The sequence below is a fragment of the Cupriavidus nantongensis genome, assembly GCF_041726985.1.
In the GTDB taxonomy this organism is placed as follows: Bacteria; Pseudomonadota; Gammaproteobacteria; order Burkholderiales; family Burkholderiaceae; genus Cupriavidus; species Cupriavidus nantongensis_A.
Window position 1 is genome coordinate 2,908,544 of record NZ_CP168303.1, and the last position, 25,421, is coordinate 2,933,964.

Annotated in this window: 24 protein-coding genes and 1 pseudogene; 3 read left to right on the forward strand and 22 right to left on the reverse strand. The window is 64.9% G+C overall.

Going from position 1 to position 25,421, the window contains the following annotated elements:
• Nucleotides 1-32: 32 nt before the first annotated feature.
• The 9 genes from ACEI37_RS24680 to ACEI37_RS24720 all read right to left on the reverse strand — a co-directional run bounded on the left by ACEI37_RS24680 (nucleotide 33) and on the right by ACEI37_RS24720 (nucleotide 6,224).
• Nucleotides 33-998, reverse strand: a complete 966-nt coding sequence (locus ACEI37_RS24680; protein ID WP_373378547.1) for a Bug family tripartite tricarboxylate transporter substrate binding protein — start codon at nucleotides 996-998, stop codon at nucleotides 33-35.
• Between the two features lie 61 nt (nucleotides 999-1,059).
• Nucleotides 1,060-2,124, reverse strand: a complete 1,065-nt coding sequence (locus ACEI37_RS24685; protein WP_373378548.1) for a LysR family transcriptional regulator — start codon at nucleotides 2,122-2,124, stop codon at nucleotides 1,060-1,062.
• 210 nt (nucleotides 2,125-2,334) lie between these two features.
• Nucleotides 2,335-3,060, reverse strand: a complete 726-nt coding sequence (locus ACEI37_RS24690; protein WP_373378549.1) for a hypothetical protein — start codon at nucleotides 3,058-3,060, stop codon at nucleotides 2,335-2,337.
• 47 nt (nucleotides 3,061-3,107) lie between these two features.
• Nucleotides 3,108-3,836, reverse strand: a complete 729-nt coding sequence (locus ACEI37_RS24695) for an Imm52 family immunity protein (RefSeq protein ID WP_373378550.1) — start codon at nucleotides 3,834-3,836, stop codon at nucleotides 3,108-3,110.
• 8 nt (nucleotides 3,837-3,844) lie between these two features.
• Entirely contained in the window at nucleotides 3,845-4,444 is a 600-nt protein-coding gene (locus ACEI37_RS24700) for a Tox-REase-5 domain-containing protein (protein WP_373378551.1), read from the reverse strand.
• The gene (locus ACEI37_RS24705; RefSeq protein ID WP_373378552.1) at nucleotides 4,444-4,791 is read right to left on the reverse strand and encodes a hypothetical protein; all 348 of its coding nucleotides are present in this window, start codon (nucleotides 4,789-4,791) and stop codon (nucleotides 4,444-4,446) included. Before ACEI37_RS24705 ends, ACEI37_RS24700 begins: the two co-directional genes overlap by 1 nt.
• Complete coding sequence (locus ACEI37_RS24710) at nucleotides 4,775-5,278, reverse strand: DUF4123 domain-containing protein (RefSeq protein ID WP_373378553.1); 504 nt, start codon at nucleotides 5,276-5,278, stop codon at nucleotides 4,775-4,777. Before ACEI37_RS24710 ends, ACEI37_RS24705 begins: the two co-directional genes overlap by 17 nt.
• 7 nt (nucleotides 5,279-5,285) lie before the next feature.
• Nucleotides 5,286-5,678 carry a PAAR domain-containing protein gene (locus tag ACEI37_RS24715; RefSeq protein ID WP_373378554.1) on the reverse strand — a complete coding sequence of 131 codons (393 nt, stop codon included), beginning with the start codon at nucleotides 5,676-5,678 and terminating at the stop codon, nucleotides 5,286-5,288.
• Between the two features lie 252 nt (nucleotides 5,679-5,930).
• Nucleotides 5,931-6,224 carry a YciI family protein gene (locus ACEI37_RS24720; RefSeq protein ID WP_373378555.1) on the reverse strand — a complete coding sequence of 98 codons (294 nt, stop codon included), beginning with the start codon at nucleotides 6,222-6,224 and terminating at the stop codon, nucleotides 5,931-5,933.
• 586 nt (nucleotides 6,225-6,810) lie between these two features.
• On the opposite strand from ACEI37_RS24720, the gene ACEI37_RS24725 reads away from it, so the two are divergent.
• Nucleotides 6,811-7,029 carry a SymE family type I addiction module toxin gene (locus ACEI37_RS24725; protein WP_373378556.1) on the forward strand — a complete coding sequence of 73 codons (219 nt, stop codon included), beginning with the start codon at nucleotides 6,811-6,813 and terminating at the stop codon, nucleotides 7,027-7,029.
• Between the two features lie 130 nt (nucleotides 7,030-7,159).
• On the opposite strand, the gene ACEI37_RS24730 is transcribed toward ACEI37_RS24725, so the two are convergent.
• The 8 genes from ACEI37_RS24730 to ACEI37_RS24765 all read right to left on the reverse strand — a co-directional run bounded on the left by ACEI37_RS24730 (nucleotide 7,160) and on the right by ACEI37_RS24765 (nucleotide 19,229).
• Nucleotides 7,160-8,350: a TIR domain-containing protein gene (locus tag ACEI37_RS24730; protein ID WP_373378557.1), complete on the reverse strand. Its 1,191-nt coding sequence runs from the start codon at nucleotides 8,348-8,350 to the stop codon at nucleotides 7,160-7,162.
• Nucleotides 8,351-8,760: 410 nt separating this feature from the next.
• Complete coding sequence (locus ACEI37_RS24735) at nucleotides 8,761-9,948, reverse strand: ribonucleotide-diphosphate reductase subunit beta (RefSeq protein ID WP_227313555.1); 1,188 nt, start codon at nucleotides 9,946-9,948, stop codon at nucleotides 8,761-8,763.
• Nucleotides 9,949-10,104: 156 nt separating this feature from the next.
• Nucleotides 10,105-13,044: a ribonucleoside-diphosphate reductase subunit alpha gene (locus ACEI37_RS24740; protein ID WP_373378558.1), complete on the reverse strand. Its 2,940-nt coding sequence runs from the start codon at nucleotides 13,042-13,044 to the stop codon at nucleotides 10,105-10,107.
• Nucleotides 13,045-13,537: 493 nt separating this feature from the next.
• Entirely contained in the window at nucleotides 13,538-14,158 is a 621-nt protein-coding gene (gene ampD / locus ACEI37_RS24745) for a 1,6-anhydro-N-acetylmuramyl-L-alanine amidase AmpD (protein ID WP_373378559.1), read from the reverse strand.
• Nucleotides 14,155-15,798, reverse strand: coding sequence for a sigma 54-interacting transcriptional regulator (locus ACEI37_RS24750; protein ID WP_373378560.1), 1,644 nt, complete (start codon nucleotides 15,796-15,798; stop codon nucleotides 14,155-14,157). Before ACEI37_RS24750 ends, ampD begins: the two co-directional genes overlap by 4 nt.
• A 26-nt stretch (nucleotides 15,799-15,824) precedes the next feature.
• Nucleotides 15,825-17,987: a sensor histidine kinase gene (locus ACEI37_RS24755; RefSeq protein ID WP_373378561.1), complete on the reverse strand. Its 2,163-nt coding sequence runs from the start codon at nucleotides 17,985-17,987 to the stop codon at nucleotides 15,825-15,827.
• Nucleotides 17,984-18,283, reverse strand: coding sequence for a PP0621 family protein (locus ACEI37_RS24760; protein WP_373378562.1), 300 nt, complete (start codon nucleotides 18,281-18,283; stop codon nucleotides 17,984-17,986). The genes ACEI37_RS24755 and ACEI37_RS24760 overlap by 4 nt, the downstream gene beginning before the upstream one ends.
• A gap of 7 nt (nucleotides 18,284-18,290) precedes the next feature.
• Nucleotides 18,291-19,229: an inner membrane protein YpjD gene (locus ACEI37_RS24765; RefSeq protein WP_373378563.1), complete on the reverse strand. Its 939-nt coding sequence runs from the start codon at nucleotides 19,227-19,229 to the stop codon at nucleotides 18,291-18,293.
• Between the two features lie 142 nt (nucleotides 19,230-19,371).
• Between ACEI37_RS24765 and ffh the strand changes: the two genes are divergently transcribed.
• Nucleotides 19,372-20,766 carry a signal recognition particle protein gene (ffh, locus tag ACEI37_RS24770; RefSeq protein ID WP_018006266.1) on the forward strand — a complete coding sequence of 465 codons (1,395 nt, stop codon included), beginning with the start codon at nucleotides 19,372-19,374 and terminating at the stop codon, nucleotides 20,764-20,766.
• Nucleotides 20,767-20,821: 55 nt separating this feature from the next.
• On the forward strand, nucleotides 20,822-21,364 hold the full coding sequence (locus ACEI37_RS24775) for a hypoxanthine-guanine phosphoribosyltransferase (protein WP_111519117.1): 543 nt from the start codon (nucleotides 20,822-20,824) through the stop codon (nucleotides 21,362-21,364).
• 58 nt (nucleotides 21,365-21,422) lie between these two features.
• Here the strand turns inward: ACEI37_RS24775 and ACEI37_RS24780 are convergent, their stop codons facing one another.
• From ACEI37_RS24780 to ACEI37_RS24800, 5 genes and pseudogenes are all read right to left on the reverse strand, one after another.
• Nucleotides 21,423-22,046, reverse strand: coding sequence for a LysE family translocator (locus ACEI37_RS24780; protein ID WP_373378564.1), 624 nt, complete (start codon nucleotides 22,044-22,046; stop codon nucleotides 21,423-21,425).
• 145 nt (nucleotides 22,047-22,191) lie between these two features.
• Complete coding sequence (locus ACEI37_RS24785) at nucleotides 22,192-22,854, reverse strand: LysE family translocator (RefSeq protein ID WP_373378565.1); 663 nt, start codon at nucleotides 22,852-22,854, stop codon at nucleotides 22,192-22,194.
• 88 nt (nucleotides 22,855-22,942) lie between these two features.
• Nucleotides 22,943-23,807, reverse strand: a pseudogene (locus ACEI37_RS24790) (AraC family transcriptional regulator).
• Entirely contained in the window at nucleotides 23,771-24,661 is an 891-nt protein-coding gene (locus ACEI37_RS24795; RefSeq protein ID WP_373378566.1) for a 2OG-Fe(II) oxygenase, read from the reverse strand. Before ACEI37_RS24795 ends, ACEI37_RS24790 begins: the two are co-directional and overlap by 37 nt.
• A complete protein-coding gene (locus ACEI37_RS24800) occupies nucleotides 24,658-25,419 on the reverse strand; it encodes a lytic transglycosylase domain-containing protein (RefSeq protein WP_062801788.1) in 762 nt (253 codons plus the stop codon). The genes ACEI37_RS24795 and ACEI37_RS24800 overlap by 4 nt, the downstream gene beginning before the upstream one ends.
• Nucleotides 25,420-25,421: the final 2 nt, after the last annotated feature.

Consider the following 25,421-nt stretch of genomic DNA (forward strand, 5'->3'; position numbering starts at 1 on the left):
GCTGCGTGCATCGGTGCGTCGGCGATCGCCCATCAGCTCTCCGCCTTCACGCCGGCGTCCTTGATCACCTTGGCCCATTTGGTCGATTCCGCGGTGATGTAGGCGGCGAATTGCTGGTTCGTTCCGCCCGAGTCTTCGGCGCCGAAGCTCTTCAGCCGCTCGGCCACGTCCGGCATGGCCAGCACGCGGTTGACGTCTTCGTTCATGCGCTGCGCCAGCGCCGGCGGCATCCCCTTCGGGCCCACCAGGCCGTACCACGAAGCTGCGTCCAGGCCGGGAAAGCCCGACTCCGCCAGCGTCGGCACGCTCGGATGGCTGGCGGCGCGCTTCAGGCGCGTCTGCGCGATTGCGATCACCTTGCCCTGCTGCACGAACGGCGTGGCCGCGGTCATGGTGTCGAACGCATAGTCGATCTGCCCGCCCATCAGGTCCGCCACCAGCGGGCCCGAGCCCTTGTACGGCACGTGCACCACGTCGATCTTCGCCTGCATCCGGAACAGTTCCAGCGCCAGGTGCTGCGCCGAGCCGATGCCCGACGAGCCGAACGAGATCTTGCCCGGGTTCTTGCGGCACAGCGCGACGATATCCGCAACCGTCCGCACCTTCTGTTCCGGACGGCAGGTCAGCATATTAGGCGTGACCCCTACCATCGAGATCGGCGTAAAGTCCGCGCGCGGGTCGTACTTGACGTCCAGCAGCGCGGGCGCGATCGCATGGCTGTTGACATGCGCCATCAGCAGCGTGGTGCCGTCCGGCGGCTGCTTGGCCACATAGGCCGCGGCGATGGCGCCGGTGGCGCCGGGCTTGTTCTCCACCAGCACGCTGGTGTTCCACATCACGCCCAGCTTCTGTCCGATCACGCGCGCCAGCACATCCGTGCCACCGCCGGGCGCAAAGCCCACCACGATGCGAACCGGCCCCGCCACATTGGCCGCGCGCACCAGGCCGGGCACCGCCAGCCCGGCCGCGGCCGCCATAAGAAATTGCCTGCGCTGCATTGCGTGTCTCCTCTATCGTTATGGAGTCCATCATCCGCAATGCACCGGCCAAGCGCTATCGCTATTTTCGGGATTCAGGTTTCGCGTTTTGCGCAAGCACCTGCAGCACGCCCAGCGCCGCCGACGACAGCACTCCATGGGGCCGATGGCACAGCACAAAATGTCGCGCCGCCCACTCCCCCGTGATCGGCAACCGCACGAAACGGCTGCCGCCCGCCACCTCGCGCGCAATCGCCTCCGGCATCACCCCGCCACCCAGGTTCTGCGCCACCAGCGCCGCGACGCTGTCGAACCCGCTCACCCGCATGCGCATCCGCAACACCCGCCCCGCATCCTCCGCCAGCCGCTCCAGCCCGATCGAGATTGCCGAACTCTCGCCCAGCACGATCAGGTCGCAGTCCAGCACTTCTTCCGTGGTCACCTTCTTGCGCTTCGCCAGCGCATGGCCGCGCGCCACCACCAGCACCAGCCGGTCGCTCCGGTACGGCGCCGTCGGCAGGTCGACCACGCCGAGGCTGCCTTCATAGATACCGATATCGACGGTGCCACGGCGCAGCGACTGCTGGACTTCCTGGCTGTTCATTTCCTGCAGGTCGATCCGGACTCCGGGGCATTCCGTGGCGCAGCGCTGGATGTCGAACGGGAGGAACTGGATGACGGCGGACTTGGGGGCAGCCACCCGCACCACGCCAAGGTCGCCGCCGACGAAGGATGCGGCGTCGTCCTGCATGCGCTGCACCGTATGGGTGATGCCGCGGGCGTGCGCCAGCAGCGCGCGGCCGGCTTCCGTGCAGGCCATGCCGTGAGGGAGGCGCTCGAACAGCGAGACGCCGAGCTGGGATTCCAGTTCGAGGATGCGGCGCGAGGCGGCGGCCGGGGCCAGGTGCAGGCGCTCGGCGCCGCGGGTGATGCTGCCCTGGTCAGCGACCGCGATGAAGAGCTGGATGGTGGTGAGGTCGAAATGCAGCCTTGAATTGCGTGAGTGGGCGGGGGACGTCACGATGGTCTGCGCGGTGGTGGGGCGTGGTTGGTGCGAGCTACGGAGGGAAATTCGAGAAAACACCGCGGCAATACAGGGATGCTGCGCGGGATTGCCTATTCTCAGCTCAACGTCGGGCCACGGCAATTGCGGGTTTCCCGTGTCCCGGGCAACGCCTACGACGTACCTTCGCGGCGTTCGCCCAGCGATAATCACGGCACTGCCCGCAGTTCCTGCTTTCAGGATTCTCCCAACGGCGTTACCCGGAAGACCACTGAGGAATTCAGCGGCCTTCACGTATTTGTATCCAGCCCGCCGTTCGCGGCAAGCAGCAAGACGGGAGAGCAAGCGCCTGGGTCACAGCTCCGCATACCGAGGCAGCAAATCCTGATCAGCTAGCCGGATCTCGATTGCGTTTGCCACACGAACATGCTCAGGATTGTGCTCAGAGAAGGGCTCGTCGATGATGCTGACGACTACCGTGCCAATCTGCTTCCGTTCCTTGTTCAGTACCGGATGCAGCAGTCCTGCTTCTGGCACCTGCTGCTCCGAAAGAATGCGTGGCAGGTAGAACAGCCAACTCACGCCTGGACGATCCCGAAATACCTTGTGTTCGCTGTACCAGAATGGGCCAAAGCTCGCGACAAGCGGCCTCCAGATTGCAACCGCAGCTTCCAACCAGAGTAGCGGCACTTTCCAGTCAGCGAAGGAAGGCTCAATGCGAAGTGATAGCGCAACCCTGTCCGGTGGGCCAAGCACATTGACGAGCGACATGAGCGAAGCCTGCTGAGCGGACTTCTCCGCGCCATTCCAAAGAGCAATCGAACGGATATCGGTGACACCTCTATTGCGCTCCTCAAGGACCGCCAGCGCCGCAGTGGTTGGCCCATCTTCTTCGAACGCCAGATACAGGAGCGCGTCTTCTTTGCTCTTGCTGGACGACAGATACCAATGCCGGAGAAGCGGGGAATGCCTTCCAATGACTCGAGCGAACTCATGAAGCTCGGCAAGCTGTTTCCGGACATCGATAAGTAGACTGCCATTTCGGCGAAACGAAAGCTCGAGCGCGGGTATAGGTTTCATTCTGCAAGACCGGTAGAACTGCCATGGCAGAGGCCGACGCCCATCCTCTATAGATCGATGTATCTCGGTAGCAAATCCTGATCGACAAGCCGGACCTCGATGGCATTGGCCGACCTCACATGTTCGGGATCGGTTCCAGAGAATGGTCCGTCAACAACGCTTACAACAATCGTTCCCATCTGTTGGTCGCCTTCATCCGCTACGCCGATGAGCGCTTGCGCCTCCGGGACGTGGAGCTCTGTAAGGATGGTCGGCAGATAGATCATCCAGCCTACAGCAGGACGATCTGGAAAGACCCGAACATACTTCTGTGTATCGACAGTGGCGACTAAGGGGCGCCAGATCTTTACCGCCTCGCTCAAGACGCTGGCAACCGCAGACCAAGGGCCCAATCGACTCGCTGGAGGCTTAGACCCTAAAGTAAGACTCAACGCTGACGCTGCACCGTCAGCGCGATCGAAATAATAGGAAATTGACGCACCTTGCGACTTTGCGAGTTGCCCATTCCATATAACGAACGACTTTATGACATCCTCTCCTTCCAGCTCTTGGCCCAAGACCGAAAGTGCAGCCGTGGTGGGGCCTTGTCTATCGAAGACCAAGTACCGGTAAGAATCCTCTTTCGTGTCAGCTGCCAACAGCCACGCGGATTCATCGAGCAGCGCGTCCTGTGTTCCTAGAAATCGCGTTAGCTTCTGGACGAGGAAAAGGTGATCTCTCAAAGTGAGCCGCGGATCGGATGAGAGCCTAAACCGCAGCTTTAGTTCATGTGACATAGCCAGTATCAGGGAAAGTAAACGACCTCAATTCGCGGCGCCGCTTCCCCGATCGCCTCTCGCATGTACGCGAACGATCTAGGCTCCATGAAATGCCACCGCAATCGAGTGGGTGGCATCGGCTGCGCTGCTTTTTCCTGCCGTACAGCACTGACAGTCATTGCTGCGAAGATCTGTTTTTGAAATGGATAACGAAATTCCCCATCCGCATCAAAGAACTGGTCATAGGTAGATTTCGCCTCTTTCAACAGACACTGCCCAGATGCAAAGCCATCGAATTTGACGCCGTTGAAGCTCCACTCGCACAGAAATCCTGCAGCCGCCTCCGGCATACGAGAGACACGGCGCTGATACGAAATAGCTTCAGCGCTCCACCCTGCCGTCGGCTGAAGCACAATCACACCATGGTCAGGCGGACATTCTTCGCATCTATCCTTTTCCTTCGCTGGCGATTCAGCACGCGAAATCGGAGTGGTTTTGGAGTTCTCAGCTTCCTCCGTCCGTTGACGCGCCGCCTCCGTCGCCGCACCGACCGCCGCCGCGGCCCCGAGCCACTGAAGCACTCTTGAAGCGATCAACCGAATAGCTGGGACTGCAAGCGTCGCCATCAGCCGTTCTCCTTGAGGACGAGCTTCATCACCGCTGACAGGTCATCCAATCGTTGTTCCGGCGTTGCGCCAGGCTTTGAGAGATATGCGCGGACCTGGCGATCCGTTGCCATCTGCGGCGCATCGGCGCAGAGATAGAGCAACTTCACGATGTGTTGCGTCGACAGAAGCCCTGACTCTGCCGCCAAGCTATAACCCGCTTGCATTCGGCTAAAGATCTCCTCTCTACCCGGGCTCTGCAACAACTCCGGACGATGGGCCAGAAACTGTTCGCATACCGCGCCGACGAAGTTCTGGGTTTCTACGTGCCGCAGCGCTTGCCACTGCGCTTCACTGAGCGTCAGCATGCTGTCTCCCTATCCAGACTCTGATGCCCTTGTCCAGGAAATGCCATTCGTGGATATGACCGAAGAATTCCGTTCGTTGGTCACCTGCCATGAGCTGAAAGAGAGCAGCCAGGACACGTGGATCCCAAAACCGCAAGAGTGCGGTTCGTCCATCGGGCAGCTTGACGTCGAGTCGCAACTGCAATAGTTGTGAAAGCCCCGTGAGACAGGCTTCAGCGATGAGCCAGGTGACGGCCGGTGCCGTCGTCTCCAGTGAGGTCAAGTCACGCAGGACTGCATCGGTTACCTGCGTCGCATCAACCAGCCAAGGGCCGGCGGGTGCCAGCGGGTCATCCGCTGTACCGGAGAACAAGGCAACCACCACGCCGGGCACGTGTTCAAGCTGTCGCTCCCGATGCTGCTGATACAGCGCGCCATCCACCAGCGCATACAGGTTGAGCGCCTGCAAGCGTGCACGCAGTTGGTTGTATCGATCGAGGACATCCATTAGCCGGCTATCCTCGGACGACAGTCGCCGATCCTGTCGCAGCTGCCTTCATCAAGCAATCCAGGCAGAGGCCAGAACGCGTTACAGCCGCGATTCCTGCTGGTTCAAAGTCGGCGACCGCCGGCGTTTCCATGTCGCTTGCCAACGTGCTGTCCTGGCTGGCTAGCAACCTGGCACCGCAGGCGGTGCGGTCCATATGCCTGACGTAAGGAACGCCATTGGGCGCAGTGATAATTCCGTTGCCCGCGAGGATCGGAAAAGTGCCCTTGCACTTGGGACAGATGGTCATGTCCCCTGCACGCGCCATGGCGCGATTACCGATGATGCTGGTGGCATCGCCGGTAATGACTGTCCCTCCGTGCGTAGTCCGGTCGCCCACGCAAATGAGTCCGGAGATCACCTTACCCCTCCACCTTCGTTGTGCTCGAAAGAGCTGTCTGGCATACCCGGTGCATGCTTGCCCAAGGTAGTTGGCGCGATGGGGTCGTGGCAACGGAGGAAATCCGCAGAGATATGCGTCCGTTTCTGCAAAGGCGACGGAAACGGCTGCAGCCGGTCAGCGGAGGCGGTCGCGCGTCTAGAAGCCCGAGTCGACCGGTGGGCGTGTGACAGTAGTAGCGAGTTTTCTTGGCTTCAGTGCGGAAGCCAAGACTCAAAGGGTTACCGGTTCATCGAAAGCGCGGTGCCAGCTATGGATCTCCACCCGCTCGCGTAGGCCTTGCGTCCAGAACGGATCAGTTTGAATGAGGGCCTCAACCTCGGCTCGATCCGCAGCCCGGACAATCCAGAGCCCGCCAACCGCGCCTTCATTTGGAGCTTCGCGCAAAGAGCCGGCGATAGGGATCATGTCGCGATGCAGGGCTAGCCAATCGAGGTGGGCTTGCAAGAAGGTGTTGCGGAGAGCCAGTTGGTCGGGCTTTTCGTGGAAGCGAACGGCAAAAATCATGGTTTTACTCGATTAGGGCGTTGATCTTGCGAGGCGTCTGCGCGGATTTTTCGCTGCGTCGCGGCCAGCCTCCCCCGCATATCGCGAATCGACAGAACTTTCTTCTGCAATGCTCCGAATAATCTGGCGACCAGTGTCTGGCAACACGCCTTAATCTCCGAGCAGATGGTCTCGATCAGTGTGAAACGACCAAATCTGGTCCAGAGACCCCGCATGACTTCGATCTCTGAAAGTGAAGCGTGATGAGGTTTCTGTTGGATTCGTATAGGGCCTGGATCTTCGCCTACGGAATGGCGGTCAGAAAGTACCTAGTCTTAACTCCTCGATGTCCAGGAATTTAGACTCGTCTCATTCCCCGACCGGGTGCCGACGTAGTCTCGCTCATGGTGCTGAACACACCGCCTCGCAACGGCCTCACCGCCACCCGTCAGCTTGCGGTTAGCTTCATCCTCCGTAGCCTTCCTAAGGCCGGGTAGCGTGCATCGATACAAGACCCGAAAGGGAAAACATGCGGGCCGTTTGCGAGCGGTGTTCACGTACCTGGGCGCCCCCTGAACAGGAGCGAATTTAACAATCTTCGCAAGGATTGTCGACGAAACGAAATTCCCCAGCGCCCATTCGCACTGTCAAGATTAGCCGTACGTACTTCCCCGTCGTTCCAGCCAGCAGCAATGGCTTTACCGGCCTGCGAGCAATTCCGTCAATTCGACTGCGTGGTGTCTGGCTTGAAAAGGCGGGGTTCAATGTCGGGCAATCGCTGAAGGTAAAAGTGCTACGGAAACGCATTGTGATCTGCGTGGCGTAGCAGCGATGCCTCGCTGACTTGAGCGAGCAAACGGCCGTCCGCAATCAGTTGTTGTCACTCGGGCTGCAGCGGCCAACGTCCGCTTCGCAGCGTAAGCAGTCTTGCCTGTACCCTATACCTGCGGCCCTAGCTACTCCGCCGTAGGCATCGGCGTGTTCTTCATCTCGTTGATCGCCTTCATGAGCTTGATGGTAGTCCCGCCATCAAGCGCATCGCCTTGGTAACGCACTTCATACAGGCCCTGAAGGTTGCTCGGCAGTTTGACGCCGTCCTTAACAAGCAAGATGAAGCGACGGCCATACAGTGCCATCGCAGCGCCGATCTCGATCAGCACATTTGAGTTGACTGTCGTGACTTCGCCACCGGCTGGGTCCATGAGCTTCTGTTCACCATCTACATGAATGATTGCAGCAGCACAGCCGCGCATGTCGTTCATCACCTTGTCTGGAACGGGTTGAGCAACGGACTGTTTTTCGACAGACACAACAGGAATCAGTTCGCCAAACGCCAGAAGCTCTTTGATCGGGTCAATGAAGGTGGTGTTCTTACCGTGCGTGATGAACACCTTACGCATCCGACCGTCTGTTGCGGCCGAAGCTGCCTGCGTGACGGGAATAACGATGGCTGCTTCACCATGAATTGGTTCTGGGATAGTTGCAGCGCGAGCGGCAATCGTGGTAGCAGGAGTTCCTTCATCTGCTGCGAGTGCTTCGTCTGAGCCAGGGGGACGAGTGCCCACTAGGTCCGCGTACTTCTTGTCCTTGATTGTGCGGATAAATCCCACACTGTCAGCGGTCGTCATGATCATGTCGAAGACTTGCTTGGTGCGATCTTCAGGCACTTTCATCTGTTCAAGAACATGCTCGGCGATCTTGTCGCGCGGCAACTGTGAGCCGGAATACTTTGATAGGAACTCGCGAATGATTCGTGGCTTCAAAACAGCTTCGCGCTTGGCAACTAGGTCGTCTCCCTCTTCCATGGGTTTACAGATGCGGCGTGCAAGATCTGTGACGGACACAGAGGCGGCATTGTAGCCACCTGTTGTTAGGCCATAAGCGATTGAGGCACCGCAAAGCATGCGGAACTTGGTGTTCGTGGTCTGCATTTCCAGACCGGCAGCAACGTCAAGGGGAGTGGAGGGGCCACCGCCGTATTCGGCAAAGATGACCTGGGCAACGACAAGCGCCTCATCAATACTGAACGCGGGAATGTCTTCCTGCGACATGTATGAGCGCGTTTTTTCAGCAGTCTTTGCGGCTTTAGGGGCCGATTTCTTTGCCGCTGCCTTCTTTGCTGGCGCTTTCTTAGTCGCAATTGCCATCGTCTCGCTTCTCGTTTTGTGGTGGGCTAATATTATCAAGAGCTCTCAGAGGAGCAAGGAATAAGTTATCGCGTGTTCATGATTCCATGGTCTTCTGCGCTGCCGTGCTTGTCTCGATGTGTGCGTAGAACATGGTGTTGGATGTTGCGGTGACCCGGTGTTTGCTCGGCGAGGGAGAGAACGTGGCGGAGAAGTGGCGGACCAGGGCTCCGCGAAGCCGAGCAGCATACATGGACAGTTCCGGAAGCCGACTGACGGTGCTGGCCGCTGAACGTCCGATACCAGTCAAAAACTGGTCAACCATCACGCCGTATCGTAAGTCCGCTTTTGGGCCGAAAGCAGCCACTTTAACCAGAAAAAAATGGGAGCCTTCAGCTCCCATTTTTTTCATCGTTAACTAACAACGCCACTCAATCCCAGCTCAACGCCCCACCCGTCTGATACTCAATAACTCGAGTCTCAAAGAAATTCCTCTCCTTCTTCAGATCAATCATCTCAGACATCCACGGGAACGGATTCTCCTCATTCGGGAACAGCTGATCCAGCCCAATCTGCTGGCACCGCCGATTGCAGATAAACCGCAGATACGACTTGAACATAGGCGCATTCAGCCCCAACACCCCACGCGGCATCGTGTCCTCAGCGTAGCGATATTCCAGGTCAACAGCCTTCTTGAACAACTCAGTAATCTCAGCCTTAAACTCCGCCGTCCACAGATGCGGATTCTCCAGCTTGATCTGGTTGATCAGGTCAATCCCAAAATTGCAGTGCAGCGACTCATCCCGCAGGATGTACTGATACTGCTCCGCAGCCCCAGTCATCTTGTTCTGCCGCCCCATCGCCAGGATCTGCGTGAAGCCCACATAGAAGAACAACCCTTCCATGATGCAAGCAAACACGATCAGCGACTTCAGCAGCTTCTGGTCGTTTTCCGGCGTGCCGGTCTTGAACGACGGGTCGGTCAGCGTGTCGATGAACGGGATCAGGAACTCGTCCTTGTCGCGGATCGACTGCACTTCGTGGTACGCGTTGAAGATCTCGGCTTCGTTCAGGCCCAGCGATTCAACGATGTACTGGTAGGCGTGCGTGTGGATGGCCTCTTCAAAGGCCTGGCGCAGCAGGTACTGGCGGCATTCCGGCGCGGTGATCTGGCGGTAGGTGCCCAGCACGATGTTGTTGGCGGCCAGCGAGTCGGCGGTGACGAAGAAGCCCAGGTTGCGCTTGATGATGCGGCGCTCGTCCTCGGTCAGGCCGTTGGGGTCTTTCCACAGGGCGATGTCGCGGGACATGTTGATTTCCTGCGGCATCCAGTGGTTGGCGCAGCCGGCCAGGTACTTTTCCCACGCCCACTTGTACTTGAACGGGACCAGCTGGTTGACGTCGGTCGAGCCGTTGATGACGCGCTTGTCGGCGGCGTTGACGCGGCGGTTGCTTTGCGCGGCAGCGGCGTTGGGGTTGTTGCCCAGGATGCCGGCTTGCGTGGCGCTCGGCGGCAGTACGCCTTGCTGATCAGCCGTAGCGGCCGATGCAGCGGGTTGCAGGGCAGGCTGCGGTGCGGCCTGCGGGGTGGCTTGAACGTCGTCGTCCCAGCTCAGCATGGTGTGGTTCTCCGTGATTCGGTTGGGGGGCGCGTGTGGTTTCGTCAGGTTTGACGCTTCACTTCGTTGGGGCGCCGGCCCTCTCCCCCGCCCCTCTCCCGCGAGCGGGAGAGAGGAGCAAACAGGGGGTGGTTTTTACTCTCTAGGCTTTTTGCCTTATTGGCAGGCTTCGCACTCTTCGAAGCCGGGGTCGCCCGGGCGCATCGTGCAGACCGCGCCTTCGGCTTCCGGCATGGCCGGGGCCGATGCGGCGGCGGCGTCCAGTGCCGAGCCGCTGTCGCTGCCCGACGACACCGCGTTCAGCGAGCCGCGCGACACGGTGGACTTCTCCACGTGGGTGGCGGCCATGGTGCGCAGGTAGTACGTGGTCTTCAGGCCGCGCAGCCAAGCCAGCTTGTAGGTGTCGTCCAGCTTCTTGCCCGAGGCGCCGGCCATGTAGATGTTCAGGGACTGGGCCTGGTCGATCCACTTCTGGCGGCGGCTGGCGGCTTCGACCAGCCAGGTCGGCTCGACTTCGAACGCGGTGGCGTAGATGTCGCGCAGGTCTTGCGGGATGCGGTCGATGCGGGCCAGCGAGCCGTCGAAGTACTTCAGGTCGGCAACCATCACTTCGTCCCACAGGCCGCGCTCCTTCAGGTCGCGCACCAGGTAGTCGTTGACCACGGTGAACTCGCCCGACAGGTTGGACTTGACGTACAGGTTCTGGAAGGTCGGCTCGATGCAGGCGGACACGCCGATGATGTTCGAAATGGTCGCGGTCGGGGCGATCGCGATGCAGTTCGAGTTGCGCATGCCGTGCTGCTTGATGCGGGCGCGCAGGCTGTCCCAGTCCATGGTGCTGGACAGGTCCACTTCCAGGTAGCCGCCGCGCTCTTCGGCCAGCAGCTTGAGCGAGTCTTGCGGCAGGATGCCACGGTCCCACAGCGAGCCTTCGTAAGTGCTGTAGCGGCCGCGCTCTTCGGCCAGCTCGGTCGACGCCTGGTAGGCGTAGTAGCACACGGCTTCCATCGAGGTATCGGCGAACTTGACCGCGGCGTCGCTGGCGTACGGGGTGCGCAGCACGTGCAGGCAGTCCTGGAAGCCCATGATGCCCATGCCGACCGGACGGTGGCGCAGGTTGGAATTGCGGGCCTTGTCGACAGCGTAGTAGTTGATGTCGATGACGTTATCCAGCATCCGCATGGCGGTGCGGATGGTCTTCTGCAGCTTGGCGTGGTCGAGCGCGTAGGAGCCGTCGGCCTGCTTGGCCAGGTGCGCGACCAGGTTGACCGAACCCAGGTTGCAGACGGCGATTTCGCTATCGTTGGTGTTCAGCGTGATTTCCGTGCACAGGTTGGAGCTGTGGACGACGCCGACGTGCTGCTGCGGGCTGCGGATGTTGCACGGATCCTTGAAGGTGATCCACGGGTGGCCGGTCTCGAACAGCATGCCCAGCATCTTGCGCCACAGTTGCAGCGCGGGCAGCTTCTTGAACAGCTTCAGCTCGCCGCTGGCGGCCTTGGCTTCATAGCCCAGGTAGGCCTTCTCGAATTCCTTGCCGACCTTGTCGTGCAGGTCCGGGCAGGTGGCGGGCGAGAACAGGGTCCACTCGCCGCCTTCCATCACGCGCTTCATGAACAGGTCCGGGATCCAGTTGGCCGTGTTCATGTCGTGGGTGCGGCGGCGGTCGTCGCCGGTGTTCTTGCGCAGCTCGAGGAATTCTTCGATGTCCAGGTGCCACGTTTCCAGGTAGGCGCAGACGGCGCCCTTGCGCTTGCCGCCCTGGTTCACGGCGACGGCGGTGTCGTTCACCACCTTCAGGAACGGGACCACGCCTTGCGACTTGCCGTTGGTGCCCTTGATGTGCGAGCCGAGCGCGCGCACGTTGGTCCAGTCATTGCCCAGGCCGCCGGCGAACTTGGACAGCAGCGCGTTTTCCTTCAGCGCTTCATAGATGCCTTCCAGGTCGTCCGAGACCGTGGTCAGGTAGCACGACGACAGCTGCGAGCGGCGGGTGCCGGAGTTGAACAGGGTCGGCGTGGACGACATGAAGTCGAACGACGACAGCAGCTGGTAGAACTCGATGGCGCGCGCTTCGCGGTCCTTCTCGTTCAGCGCCAGGCCCATGGCCACGCGCATGAAGAAGGCCTGCGGCATTTCGATGCGGGTTTCATCGATATGCAGGAAGTAGCGGTCGTACAGGGTCTGCAGGCCCAGGTAGTTGAACTGGAAGTCGCGGCCGGCGTCCAGCGCGGCGCCCAGGCGGGCCAGATCGAAGGTGGCCAGCTTTTCGTCAAGCAGCTCGGCTTCGATGCCGCGCGCGATGAACTTCGGGAAGTACTCGGCGTAGCGGGTGGCCATCTCGGCCTGGGTCACTTCGGTGCCCAGGATTTCCTTGCGGATGGTGTGCAGCAGGATGCGGGCGGTGACCTGGCTGTAGTCCGGGTCCTTCTCGATCAGGGTACGCGCGGCCAGGATGGCGGAGTCGTACACCTGCGTCATCGGCACGCCTTCGTACAGGTTCTTCAGCGTTTCCTTCAGGATCGGCTCGGCGCTGACGGCATCGCCCAGGCCGGAGCAGGCGTTGTCGATCAGGGCGTGCAGCGCGACGATGTCGAGCGGCTTGGTCACGCCGGCGTCGGTCACGTTGATGCTGATGCCGGATTCCTGCACGCGGGCCACGGCCTGCGCGCTCGCGCTGGCGCGTTCGGCCTTGCGCTTCTCGCGGTACAGCACGTAGGCGCGCGCGACTTCATGCTCGCCCGAGCGCATCAGCGACAGCTCGACCTGGTCCTGCACGTCTTCGATATGGATGGCGCCACCGCTCGGGCGGCTGCGCACCAGCGCGCGCACCACGTTGTCGGTCAGCTGCTCGACGATCTCGCGCACGCGCGCGGATGCGGCGCCCTGCCCGCCGTTGACGGCGAGGAAGGCCTTGGTCATGGCAACGGCGATCTTGGACGGCTCGAACGCCACCACGGCACCGTTGCGACGAATGATCTTGTGATCCGGGTAGTTCGTGGTCGCGGCGCTGGGGGTCTGCTGCGTGGTCGAAGCCTGGCTGGCAACGCCGGCGGCGGCGCCACCCGTGGTGATTTCGTTCTGGGCCGTTTGCATGAGAACTCCTGTTTTTACCCTGGCTATTTAGAGACAAAAGAGTCCCTGGCGAAATGCGGCGAAAAAGAACGTCCCTCCCGGCTGCATAGCGGGTGCGACAGACTGCCTTTACGTGAACATTTCGCCAGGGACTCTTGTGATGCCGACCTTGCGGGAAGGTTTGCAGTCGATGCGCGAACTTCGCGGCTGCTGCCTCACTCCTGGGGCCGGCTCCCCGGTTTGACTACTAGATATAGTGTGTGACGCGGAAAACTGGGCTAAGTATAGTGAAACGAATCCGAATGACCAGTCTTGACAACCGCTATTTGGGGCACGCCGGCGGCTGTGCGGCAGCGCCACATGCCCGCAAGCCTAGTACTCGCAAGGGTTTCGGCCAGACCGTTCGCAACTGCACATTTCACAAAAATTTTTTTGATTGTTGCGAGGTTGCGATAGCCCCACACCGACGTGGGGCATCGCTGCCCAAATGGCGAGCATGGGGCAGCAAATGACGTTAAGAATCCGTCACCCGTCCCGCGGCGCCAGGACACTGGTAGGGCAACATCTGGGGGCCGATGCCCGCCTGCCTGGCAAACCGCGCCCAATCGAAATGCGGGCCGGGATCGGTCTTGCGGCCCGGCGCGATGTCGCTGTGGCCGGCAATCGCACGGACCGGGTAGGTGGCCATCAGCGCGGGCACCAGCGCGGCGACGGTGTCGTACTGGGCCACGGTGAACGGCAGGTCGTCGCAACCCTCGATCTCGATGCCGATCGAAAAATCGTTGCAGCGCGCGCGGCCGAAGAAGTCTGACTGCCCGGCATGCCAGGCCCGCTGCGTGCACGGCACGAACTGCACCAGCTCGCCCGTGCGCGTCACCAGGAAGTGCGCCGACACCTGGACCTGGTGGATGGTGGCAAAGAACGGGTGCTTGCCGGGATCGAGCCGGTTCTGGAAGAACGCCTCGATGTCGCCGCTGCCGAACTGGCCGGGCGGCAGGCTGATGTTGTGCAGCACCACCAGGTCCACCGGCATGCCGTCCGGGCGCGCGTCGAAATTCGGCGACGGAACGCGGCGCGCGGCCGGTACCCAGCCGTCGGCACCTGGCAGATAGGACGACGACGCGGGCGCGGTCATGGCGTGCCCTCGCCTTCCACGGCGCCACGGTCGGCGGCGTCCATGGCTTCGCGGATGCCCAGCTGCTGGATGCGGTAGCGCAGCTGGCGCAGGTTCAGGCCCAGCAGCGGCGCGGCCGCGGTGCGGTTGAAGTTCGTCTGCGCCAGCGCCTGCAGGATCAGCTCGCGCTCGACGGCCTCCAGCCTGGCGGGCAGGTCGATCGGGAAGACGATGCCGCGGCAGGCGCGCTCGGCGGGGTCGCTGGCGGGCTCGGATTCGGACGCGGCGACAGCGGGGGCCCGCGGCGGCTCGGTCGGAACCGGCGCAGGCGTGGCCGCGCCCGGCACGGCCGCAACCCCGGCCCTGCCCCAGGGCGCGTAGGGGTATGGCGTCCTCGGCTGCGGCACCATCGCCGGCGCCGGGGCCGGCATCAGGCCGGCGCGCCCAGCGCCTGCGTCCAGCGGGCCCAGGTCGGCCAGCTCGATGTCCTCGCTCTCGGCAAACGCGTAGGCTCGCTCGAGCAGGTTTTCCAGCTCGCGCACATTGCCCGGGAACGGATAGGCCACCAGCCGCTGCAGCGCCGCCGGCGACAGCCGCTTGGGATGCGCATCGCCGTAGCGCACCGCCAGGTGGTCCAGGATGGCGCGCGCCAGCACCGGGATGTCTTCGCCGCGCTCGCGCAGCGTGGGCATGCGCAGCGCCAGCACGTTCAGGCGGTAATACAGGTCTTGCCGGAACTGCCCCGCCGCCACCATCGCTGCCAGGTCCTTGTGGCTGGCGCACATCACGCGCACGTCGACGGCGTCTTCGCGACTGGCGCCGATCTTGCGCACGCGGCGCTCCTGCAGCGCGCGCAGCAGCTTGACCTGCATCGGCAGCGGCAGGTCGGCCACCTCGTCGAGCAGCAGCGTGCCGCCGTTGGCGGCCTGGAAGAAGCCGCCGCGCTCGGCGTCGGCGCCGGTGAAGGCGCCTTTGACGTAGCCGAAGAACTCGGACTCCATCAGGTTTTCGGGGATGGCGCCGCAGTTGACGGCGACGAACGGATGCGCGGCGCGCGCGCTGGTGGCGTGGATGGCTCGCGCGGCGCGTTCCTTGCCGCTGCCCGATTCACCGCTGATCACCACCGGCGCCATGCTGCGCGCCAGCCGCGACAGCGAGCGGCGCACCTCCTGCATCGCCGCAGAATGGCCGGGCAGCAGCGCCGCGGCGCGGTCTGCGGCCTGCTCGGCCGCCGTGGCGGCGTCGGCATCGGCGTCGACGTCGGCGTTATTGCGCGGCTGGCGCCCCAGCGCGTTCAGCACCAGGCTGCGCAGCTGCTCCAGCGACACCGGCTTGGCGATGTAGTCGAAGGCGCCGGCCTTGAGCGCTTCGACGGCGTTGTCGGCGCTGCCGTAGGCGGTGATCACGGCCACCGGGATGCGCTCCGGCGCGGCCGACAGCTGGCGCACGATCTCGATGCCCAGCCCGTCGCCCAGGCGCATGTCGGTCAGCACCAGGCTGTAGCGGCCCTGCGCCAGCTTGTCGCGCGCCTCGGCCAGCGAGCCGGCCAGCACCACGTCATGGCCCATGCGGCGGATGGAGATATCCAGCAGCTCGCGCAGGTCGGCCTCGTCGTCGATGACCAGGATGGGATCGGGCGCGCGGGACATTCGGGGTGGCATGGAATGGTGGCTGGATGGAAGACAGGTCAGACGGCGGCCGCCGCGGCAGCCTCTGCGCTCTCGATGCGCAGCGTCAGCACGAAGGCCTTGGCCGGCAGTGTATCGCGCGCGGCCGGGGCCAGCATGCCGGTGCGCTCGATCAGCGCCGGCAGCGAGATGGCGCCGTAGCGCACCTGCGCGTCATTGGCGCCGCACAGCTCGCGCGCCATGAACAGGCCCAGCCCCGTGCCCTGGGCGTTGCTGGTGAAGAACGGCTCGAACAGGCTGCGCTGGTGTTCGCGCGTCACCTCGGCGCCGTCGTTCCAGACGATCAGTTCGGCATGATGCTGGTCCAGCGCGTGCGCCAGCAGCCGGATCGAGCCGGGCAGCCGGCTGCAGTAGCGCCAGGCGTTGTCGAGCAGGTTGCCCAGCACCTGCTGCAGCTGCGAGGCGTCGAACACCACCGGCTGGGCCACGTCGACGGTCAGGCGGATGGCATTGGCGTTGATGTCGGCGCGGCCTGCCGGGCGGGTGTCGCCGGCGCGCGGGCGGCGCTGGCGCATTTCGGCGCGCCAACGCTCGACGATCTCGGGCAGCGCCTGCGCCAGGTGCACGGTGCTGCGGCCGGTGCGCGGGCGGCGCGACATCTGCAGCACGTCCGACACCACCTGGTCCAGCCGGCGCACGTTGTCGTGGATGATGCGCAGCAGGCGGGCGTCGATATCGACATCGCCACCGGACGAGTCGTGCGCGGCCGAGTCGTGCGCGGCCGGATGGTGTCGGCCGGAATCGCCCAGCAGCTCGCTGGCCTGGCTGATCGCCGCCAGCGGGTTGCGGATCTGGTGCGCGATGCTGGCCACCAGCCGGCCCATGGCGGCCAGCTTTTCCTGCTGCACCTGCTCGGCGATGCGCTCCCAGCTTTCGATATGGACCAGCACCGTGTCGCGCATCTCGCTGCGCAGCAGCGCCTCATCCTGCTGCGACCACGCCATGGCCTCGTTCTGGGCGATGGCCAGGCGCAGGCGGGCGGCGGCCTCGGGCGACAGCTCGTTCCACGCGGCGGTGTCGAGCGCGGCCGGCACGGTGCGGCCGTGCGCCATGGTCGAGCGCAGCCCGGCCAGGCCCGGCAGCACGAAGCGCAGCCGCAGCCGGGTATGCTGCATGGTGCCGTCGGTCAGCGCGGCGCCGGAGGCCATCGGCAGCAGTTGCAGGATGCGCGGCACGTCGTCCTTGCTGCGCAGCCAGTCGCGCAGCATTTCCATCAGCGGCTGCAGGCGCGGGATGCGGCGCAGGTCGAACAGCACGGTATCGCCGCCGCCCGGCCCGGCTTCACCACCCGGCGCGCCGCCCAGCTTGCGCGAGTAGATGCGCTCATGCGGCTGCACTCCCAGCAGCACCACCGCGGCCGGATTGGCGGCCACCACCGCGCCGTTGGCGCGCACCAGCATCACGCCGTCCTGCATGTCGTTGACCATCAGCCGGTTGACCAGCTGCTGCAGGCGCAGCTCCTGCTCGCGCGCCAGCGCCAGGCGCTCCTGCGCGATCTGGCGGTTGGCCAGCATATACATCAGCAGCGCGGCGATCATGAACACCAGGCCGAACAGGCCCGAGCCCAGCAGCCCGGCATCGGCCTGGCGCAGCAGGATAGTGTGCATGAACGGCCCGCTCATCACCACCAGCGCCGAGATCGCCGCGGCAAACAGCGCGAACAGCAGGCTGGTCAGCGCGCCGGCTTCCAGCGCCGGCAGCAGGAAGATCATGGCCAGGCCCTCGGCATGCCCGCCGCGGCCCAGCACGCTGAAGACCAGCGCCAGCAGCGCCAGGTCGGCCAGCACCTGCACCCGCACGCGCAGATGGAAATGCCGGCGCCACAGCGTGCCGGCCAGCATCGCCAGGGCAATACCAAGGTAAGGGACGGCGACGGCCATGGCCGCCGCATGCTCGATGCCGCCCATGGCCTCGAGGCCGAACGGCAAGGCGGGGATCGCGGCAGCGATGGTGGAAGTGGCGGCGCTGGCGGCGCCGGTGGCCGGCTCGCCGCGCCGCATCAGCGCAAAGCCGACCAGCAGCAGGCCCACGGCGACGCGGGTCCAGCAGAAATAGCGCAGCAGGCGCCAGTGGAAGTCAGGCGGCTCGGGCTGGCGCCACAGCTGCGCCAGGCCGCGCCAGGCGTTCAGCCGCTGCCAGGCCGACGGCGCCGGCTGGGTCATGGGCGCGGGCCGCTGCTGCCGTCGCCGCCTTCAGTGCGGCTTTCATCGGGCAGGTGGCTGCGCCGGCAGTAGTGCAGGCCGCGCCAGGCGATGGCGTCACCCTGCGGCAGGTGCACGCCGCACTGGGCGCACTGGACCATGCGCTCGGCGGTGGCGTCGGGCGTGCCGGCGGCCGCGTGTTCGCTGGCCTCACGGGCCTGGCGTGCGCGATGCTCGGCCAGGCGGGCCTCGGCGCGGGCGCGCAGCCACCAGAAGACACCCAGCACCACGGCCAGCAGGATCAGGATACGTGCCATGGGGAAATCAGAGCCGGTGCAGGACGACTTCAATCACGAAACGGCTGCCGACATAGGCCAGCAACAGGATGCCGAACGAGGCAATGACCCAGCGCAGCGCCACCTTGCCGCGCCAGCCGCGGAAGATGCGCCCGGCCAGGATGCCGCCGAACATGGCCCACGAGATCAGCGCGAACACGGTCTTGTGGTCCAGCCGGAAGGCGCGCCCGAACAGCTCTTCGGAGAACAGCAGGCCCGAGCCGATGGTCAACGTCAGCAGCACGAAGCCGGCGCCGATCAGCCGGAACAGCAGCTTCTCGAGCGTCAGCAGCGGCGGCAGCAGGTCCAGCCAGCGCCCCAGCCACTGGCCTGGCTGCGGCGCCGACGGCCGCGCCGGCGCGTGCCGGAAGCCGTGCAGGCGCCGTTCGGCCAGCAGCATCAAAAAGGCGTGGAACGCCGCCAGCGTGAACAGTCCGTAGGCCACGTTGGCGATGATGAAATGCAGCTTGAACAACGGCCGCGCGGCGTAGCCCAGGATCTGCGAGCCGGGAAACGCCAGCGGCATCAGGCTGGCCACCAGCGCCACCGGAACCACGATCAGGCCCAGCCCCGCCAGCGAGAAGAAAAAGCTCTCGATCCAGTAGATGCCCACGCCCAGCCACAGCATGGCCGACAGCGCAAAGGCAAAGCCGAACATCATGCGTTCGGCCGGGAAGATGGTTTCATGCAGCAGCATGCCGTGGCTGGCCAGCGCGGCCAGCATCAGCAAGTGCCACCAGGCCGGGCGCCCCTCGCCGTGCGCGCCGCCCGCCGGGGGGATGCCGCCGCCGCTCGCCACCAGCACGGCCGCGGCCGAGCCGCCAGACTGGCCGGTGGTGGCCGCCACGCGCGGATGGCGCGTGGCCCAGCCGTGCCAGGCCAGGCCGCAATAGAGAAGTGCCGTCAGGGCATACAGTACAATGACCATTTACGCAGTTTACCTTAGTGCCCACGGACGGTGGCGACCCGCTTGAACCGGTGTAGCCGGTGTTCCAGATCTGCCCCGTGTGCCGGACTGCCTCCCGTTTTCAGCCCCGAGCCCTGCTCCGACTTCTCCCCCGATTCCTGCCATGCTGGACAATCTCACTCAACGCCTGGCGCGTGTGGTCAAGACCATGCGCGGCGAGGCGCGCCTGACCGAGGCCAACACCGCCGAGATGCTGCGCGAAGTGCGCCTTGCCATGCTCGAAGCCGACGTGGCGCTGCCGGTCGTGCGCGAATTCGTGGCCCGCGTGAAGGAAAAGGCCATGGGCGAAGAGGTGGTCAGCAGCCTGACCCCCGGCCAGGCCCTGGTCGGCGTGGTGCAGCGCGAGCTGACCGCGGTGATCGGCGGCGCCGAGGCCGCCGGCGGCAACAACAAGGAAGCCGAGCTGAACCTGGCGGTGCAGCCGCCCGCCATCATCCTGATGGCCGGCCTGCAGGGCGCCGGCAAGACCACAACCGTGGGCAAGCTGGCCAAGTGGCTCAAGGAAAACAAAAAGAAGAAGGTGCTGACGGTCTCGTGCGACGTCTACCGCCCCGCCGCCATCGCCCAGCTCAAGACGGTATCGGAGCAGGTCGGCGCCGAGTTCTTCCCGTCGCAGCCGGACCAGAAGCCGGTGGACATCGCCCGCGCGGCGGTGGACTGGGCGCGCAAGCACTACCACGACGTGCTGATCGTCGACACCGCCGGCCGCCTCGGTATTGACGAGGCGATGATGCAGGAAATCGCCGCGCTGCACGCCGAACTGAAGCCGGCTGAAACGCTGTTCGTGGTCGACGCCATGCTGGGTCAGGATGCGGTCAACACCGCCAAGGCCTTCAATGACACCCTGCCCCTGACCGGGGTGGTACTGACCAAGCTGGACGGCGATGCGCGCGGCGGCGCGGCGCTGTCGGTGCGCCATATCACCGGCCGTCCGATCAAGTTTGTCGGCGTCGGCGAGAAACTGGATGGCCTGGAGCCCTTTTACCCCGACCGCATGGCCCAGCGCATCCTGGGCATGGGCGACATCCTCGCGCTGGTCGAGGAAGCCCAGCGCGGCGTCGACATGGAAGCGGCCGAGAAGCTGGCCAAGAAGATCAAGAAGACCGGCGACTTCGACCTGGAAGACTTCAAGGCGCAGATCGGCCAGATGAAGAAGATGGGCGGCCTGGGCAGCCTGGTCGACAAGCTGCCGGCGCAGTTCGCGCAGCAGGCGCAGGGCGCCAACATGGACCAGGCCGAGAAGCAGGTGGCGCGCATGGAAGGCATCATCAACAGCATGACGCCGGCCGAGCGTGCCAAGCCGGACCTGATCAAGGCCAGCCGCAAGCGCCGCATCGCCGCGGGCGCCGGCGTGCCGGTGCAGGAGGTCAACCGCCTGCTCAACCAGTTCGACCAGATGCAGTCCATGATGAAGAAGCTCAAGGGCGGCGGCATGATGAAGATGATGCGCCAGATGGGCGCGATGAAGGGCGGCATGAAGGGCCTCTTCAACCGCTGAAGCCGGCGCGCCGCAAGCCGACCTGCCTCCCCCGCAAAAGAACAGGAAAGACATCATGATGAGCGCCGAACAGGCCCGCGAGCTGTGGGCCAATTCCGAAGAAATCGTCTCCGCCGCGGAAGTCCAGGCATCGCTGGACCGCATGGCCGCCGATATCACCGCCCGGATGGGCAATGACTTCCCGCTGGTGCTGTCGGTGATGGGCGGCGCGGTGGTCTTCACCGGCATGCTGCTGCCCAAGCTGGCGTTCCCGCTGGAGTTCGACTACATCCACCTCTCACGCTACAACAACAAGACCGTCGGCGGCGAGATGCAATGGCGCGTGGCCCCGCGCGAATCGGTCAAGGACCGCGTGGTGCTGGTGCTGGACGACATCCTCGATGAAGGCGAGACCATGGCCGCCATCCGCCAGCGCATCATGGACATGGGCGCCAGGGAATTCCACGCCGCGGTGCTGTGCGAGAAGACGCTGAGCAAGGCCAAGCCCATGCATCCGGATTTCTGCGGCTTTGCGGTGCCGGACCGCTATGTGTTCGGCTGCGGGATGGATGCGAAGGGATATTGGCGGAACCTGGATTCGATCCGGGCGCTGGTTTGATTTAGCTGGACCGATGGTTTGCTTCCCTCTCCCGCAGGCGGGAAGGGAAGCAAACAGGTCAAGCCTGGTGTGTCCCCAGAATCGGCCACAGCGACGCCAGCAGCAGCACCGCCATCCCGATATTGAACGCCCGCAGCACCTTCGGCCGCGCCAGCCAGCGTCGCAGTGCCGAGCCGCACAATGCCCACATCGCCACGCTGGGCAGGTTCACCACCCCGAATATCCCTGACAGCAGCAGCACATTGAGCCACAGGTTGCCGTGCAGCACGTAGGTGCTGCACGCGCCTACCGCCATCACCCACGCCTTGGGATTGACCCACTGGAAGGCCGCGGCGGCCCAGAAGCCCATTGGCCGCGCCACCTGCTGGTCCTGCACGCCGCCGGCCGTCGCCAGCTTCCAAGCCAGCCAGACCAGGTAGACCGTCGCCACCACGCGCAGCACGTGCCAGGTCCACGGGAACGCGTGGAACAACGACCCCAGCCCCAGGCCCACCAGCCCCACCATCAGCGCGAAGCCGATGCTGACACCGAGCAGATGCGGCACCGTGCGCACGAAGCCGAAGTTCACGCCGGAGGCGAGCAGCATCGTGTTGTTGGGGCCGGGGGTGATCGACGACACCAGGGCAAAGCCGGCAAAGGCGGCGAAGACACCAGTGCCGGCGGCGAGTTGGGACACTTCCATGACTGACTCCAGGGGGCATTCATCTGCTTTCGGGAAATCAGTCTACGGTCACTTAACGGTACAGTACCGGTACACTTTGAGGGAAATACACCGATACAGGGCCGCCCCATCTGCCCCCACCTGCCCCGCTTCGCAGGCAACTTGCTCATCGCAGCGTGTGCCAGGCGACGCCCAGCGCCAGCAGCCACAGCACGGCTCCCGTCGCGCGCTCGACCCAGCGGACCGAACGCCCGAAGCGCGCGGCGGTCGCCGGATGCCCGATGCCGTAGGCCACCAGCAGGTCCCAGCAGAGCACGACCGCGAACATCCAGACCCCATAGGCCAGTTGCACCGCCGGCGGCGTGCGGCTGGCAGCCAGCACCGAAAACAGGCTGGCGTAGAACAGCCCGTTCTTCGGGTTCAGCACGGCGGACAGGAAGCCGCCGGCAAGCTGGGCCAGCCAGGCCCCGGGCGCGGGCCTCGCGGCAGCATCGGCCGCCGGGATCGACAGTTCGCCGGAGGCGTTCAGCAGGCGCCAGCCCAGCCACACCAGGTACGCACAGCCGGCCCACTGCAACGCCGCGAACAGTGGCGGCGAATCACGCATCGCGGCCACGCCGGCCAGCGCCAGGCCGATAAAGACGCCATTGCCCAACGCAATGCCCAGGCATACGGCGCCGGCGCGCCGCGGCCCGTGCAGCAGCGCGCTGCGCACCACCAGGAAGAAATCCGGCCCCGGGCTCAGCAGTGCCAGCGCATGCGCGCCGGCCACCATGGCGAATTGCTGCCACGGCAATGCCCCCGGGGCGAGATCGAAAACCATGTCCATGCCGACCCTCCGTGAAGAGTCCGCAGTGTGGTGCGCACGGCGGTGGCCGGTCTTGAAGAAAGTTGCGGTGTGGCGCCAGGCCGGCGCCTCAGGCGGCGCGCTGGTACCCGCGCGGGGTCATGGCCACGCGCTGCTTGAAGGCGCGCTGGAAGTGGCTCTGGTCGGCAAACCCCAGCGCCAGCGCGACCTCGGCCAGCGCCGCGCCCTGCCGCAGCAGTCGGCGCCCGTGCTGGATGCGCAGGTCGAGCTGGTAGGCGTGCGGCGTCATGCCGGTTTCGGCGCGGAAGGCGCGCACCAGGTGGTAGCGGCTGAGGCCGCAGGCGCGTGCCAGTTCGGCCAGCGGCAGCCGCTCGGCATGGCGCTCGCGCAGCAGCTCGCACAACTGCGCCACGCGGGCCGAGACGGCGGCCGGTTCCGGCAGTGTCAGGGTGGTTGCGCCGGTGTCGATGGCGGCATGCAGGTCGCCGATGAAGGCCACCAGCGCGGCCTCTTTCTCGACGCTGTCGGCGGGCGAGAACAGCGTGCGATTCAACCCACAGACCAGCCCGTAGACCGCCGGCGACGTCATTACGCGTGCCGGCAGCCAGGCCCGCGCCGCGCTATCCTCGTCCAGTACGGCCGCTACCCACGCCGGGTCGAAATGCAGCATCTGATTAGCTCCAGCGCCCGTCCGGCACTGGATTGCAGGCATGGACCTGCTGCGCCGGGATCACCACCACCGCGCCCGGCGCGAGCACGGCGCTGTCATCGCCGCAGGCGAAGCGGCTGGCGCCGCCGTCGACGGCGCCGACCGACAGGGTGGGATGGCTATGCGGCAGGTAGCTAGCACTGCTGTGGCTGGCGCGCCGGCTTTCGGCAAACGGCAGCCCAGAATCGGCCCACCAGCGGCTGGCGGCCGTTGCGGTCACTGGATGGCTCAGGCCGCGCTGCGGTACGGGCGTTCGCGCAGCCATTTCGTGGCGATCCATTTCTCGCCGGCGGCCACCGGCAGGCCCGCGTGCAGGGTGCGGTCATCGAGCGTGCCGTCGGGCAGCAGGTAGCTGAAGTAGACCGCGTTGCCCTTGACCGGCGCTACCTCCAGCCCCACGCGCGGGAACGCGGTGGCGCCACCGGCCTCGGGCGTGTTCAGGTAGATCACCAGCGTGGCGATGCGCTGGCCGCCGACGGACAGCTGCCGCGCTTCGCCGGGGCGTTGCGGGTTGAAGTAGTCGAAGTGCGGCTGGTATTCGCCGCCCGGCTTGTAGTTGAGGATCTGCAGCCCTTCGCCGTGCTCGGCGGGCACCCCGGTGACCGCGGCGATGCGCGCCTCGATGCGCGCGATCAGCGCGTGTTCAGCCACCTGGAACATCGCGCCCATGCTGGTGCGGGCATCGATCAGGTTTTCGTCGCCGGTGTCGGGATTGACCACCGGCGAGCGCGCCAGCCGGCCGCGCGACAGCGCCACCAGCGCATCGCACTCGTCGTCGCTCAGCAGTTGCTGGAACAGCTGCACCTGCGGCGACGCCAGCCGGAACAGCACCGGCACCCGGCGGTCGCCGCCATCGGCGGCGTAGACCGCGGGCGTGCCGGCCGCCGCGGCGTCAACCTCCGCTGGCCGTGCCGGCACCGCCGCCGCGCTGTCCTGCGCAAACGCCGCGGCCACCGACCGGCGCGCGAAGGCGTCGTCGTAACCCGAGCGCAGCATCGACAGCACCAGCGCATCGGCGGCAAAGCCCTGGGCGATATGCCGGGCCAGCCATTGTTCGAGTTCGGGCGAGGATTCTGTGTAGCCGGCCTTGCCGCCGGCAACGGATGCTTCGCGGATCATGACGGATTGGCTGCGACGCGCTGCGACGAGAACGGGTTGCGGGCCGGCGGCTCCGCCACCGGCGCGCGCGGGCGCGACGGCGCGATCTCCGGATCGCCGGCCACGGTGACGGTGGCTTCGGAATACTGCCAGCGCTTCCACGCCGCCAGCACCGCGTTGGGATATTCCGGGCGGCCGCGGCTGCCGTTGTAGCGGCCCAGCGCCAGGTACAGGTCGCCCTGCTCGCGGTCCAGGTAATAGCGCAGGATGGTGCAGCCGTAGCGCAGATTGCTCTGCAGGTGGAACAGCTTGCGCGCGTCGCTGTCGCCGATGGTGCGCACCCAGAACGGCATCACCTGCATCAGCCCGCGTGCGCCGGCCGAACTGATCGCATACTTGCGGAAGTTGCTTTCGACCTGGATCAGGCCCAGCACCAGCGCCGGCTCCAGGCCGGCACGCTTGGCCTCATAGTAGGCCACCTCGATCAGCTCGACCCGCACCTGCGGCTCGGGGATGCGCGAGGCCAGCCGCGCCGACATCTCGCCCAGCCACTTCAGGTAGGCCAGGCGCTCGCCGCCGGACGCGAACACCGGCCGCAGCGGCCGGTCGTCGGCGATGGCCGCTGCCAGCGCGCCGCGCACGGAATCGGCCAGGTCTTCTTCCTTCTGCGCGCCGGCGTGCGCCGCCGTGGCCGCCACGGCCAGCAGCGCTACCAGCAGCGCGCCCGCCAGGCGGCGGGCGGCGGCAGTTGCGGCGGTCAGGCCGCGGACGGCGCGCATGG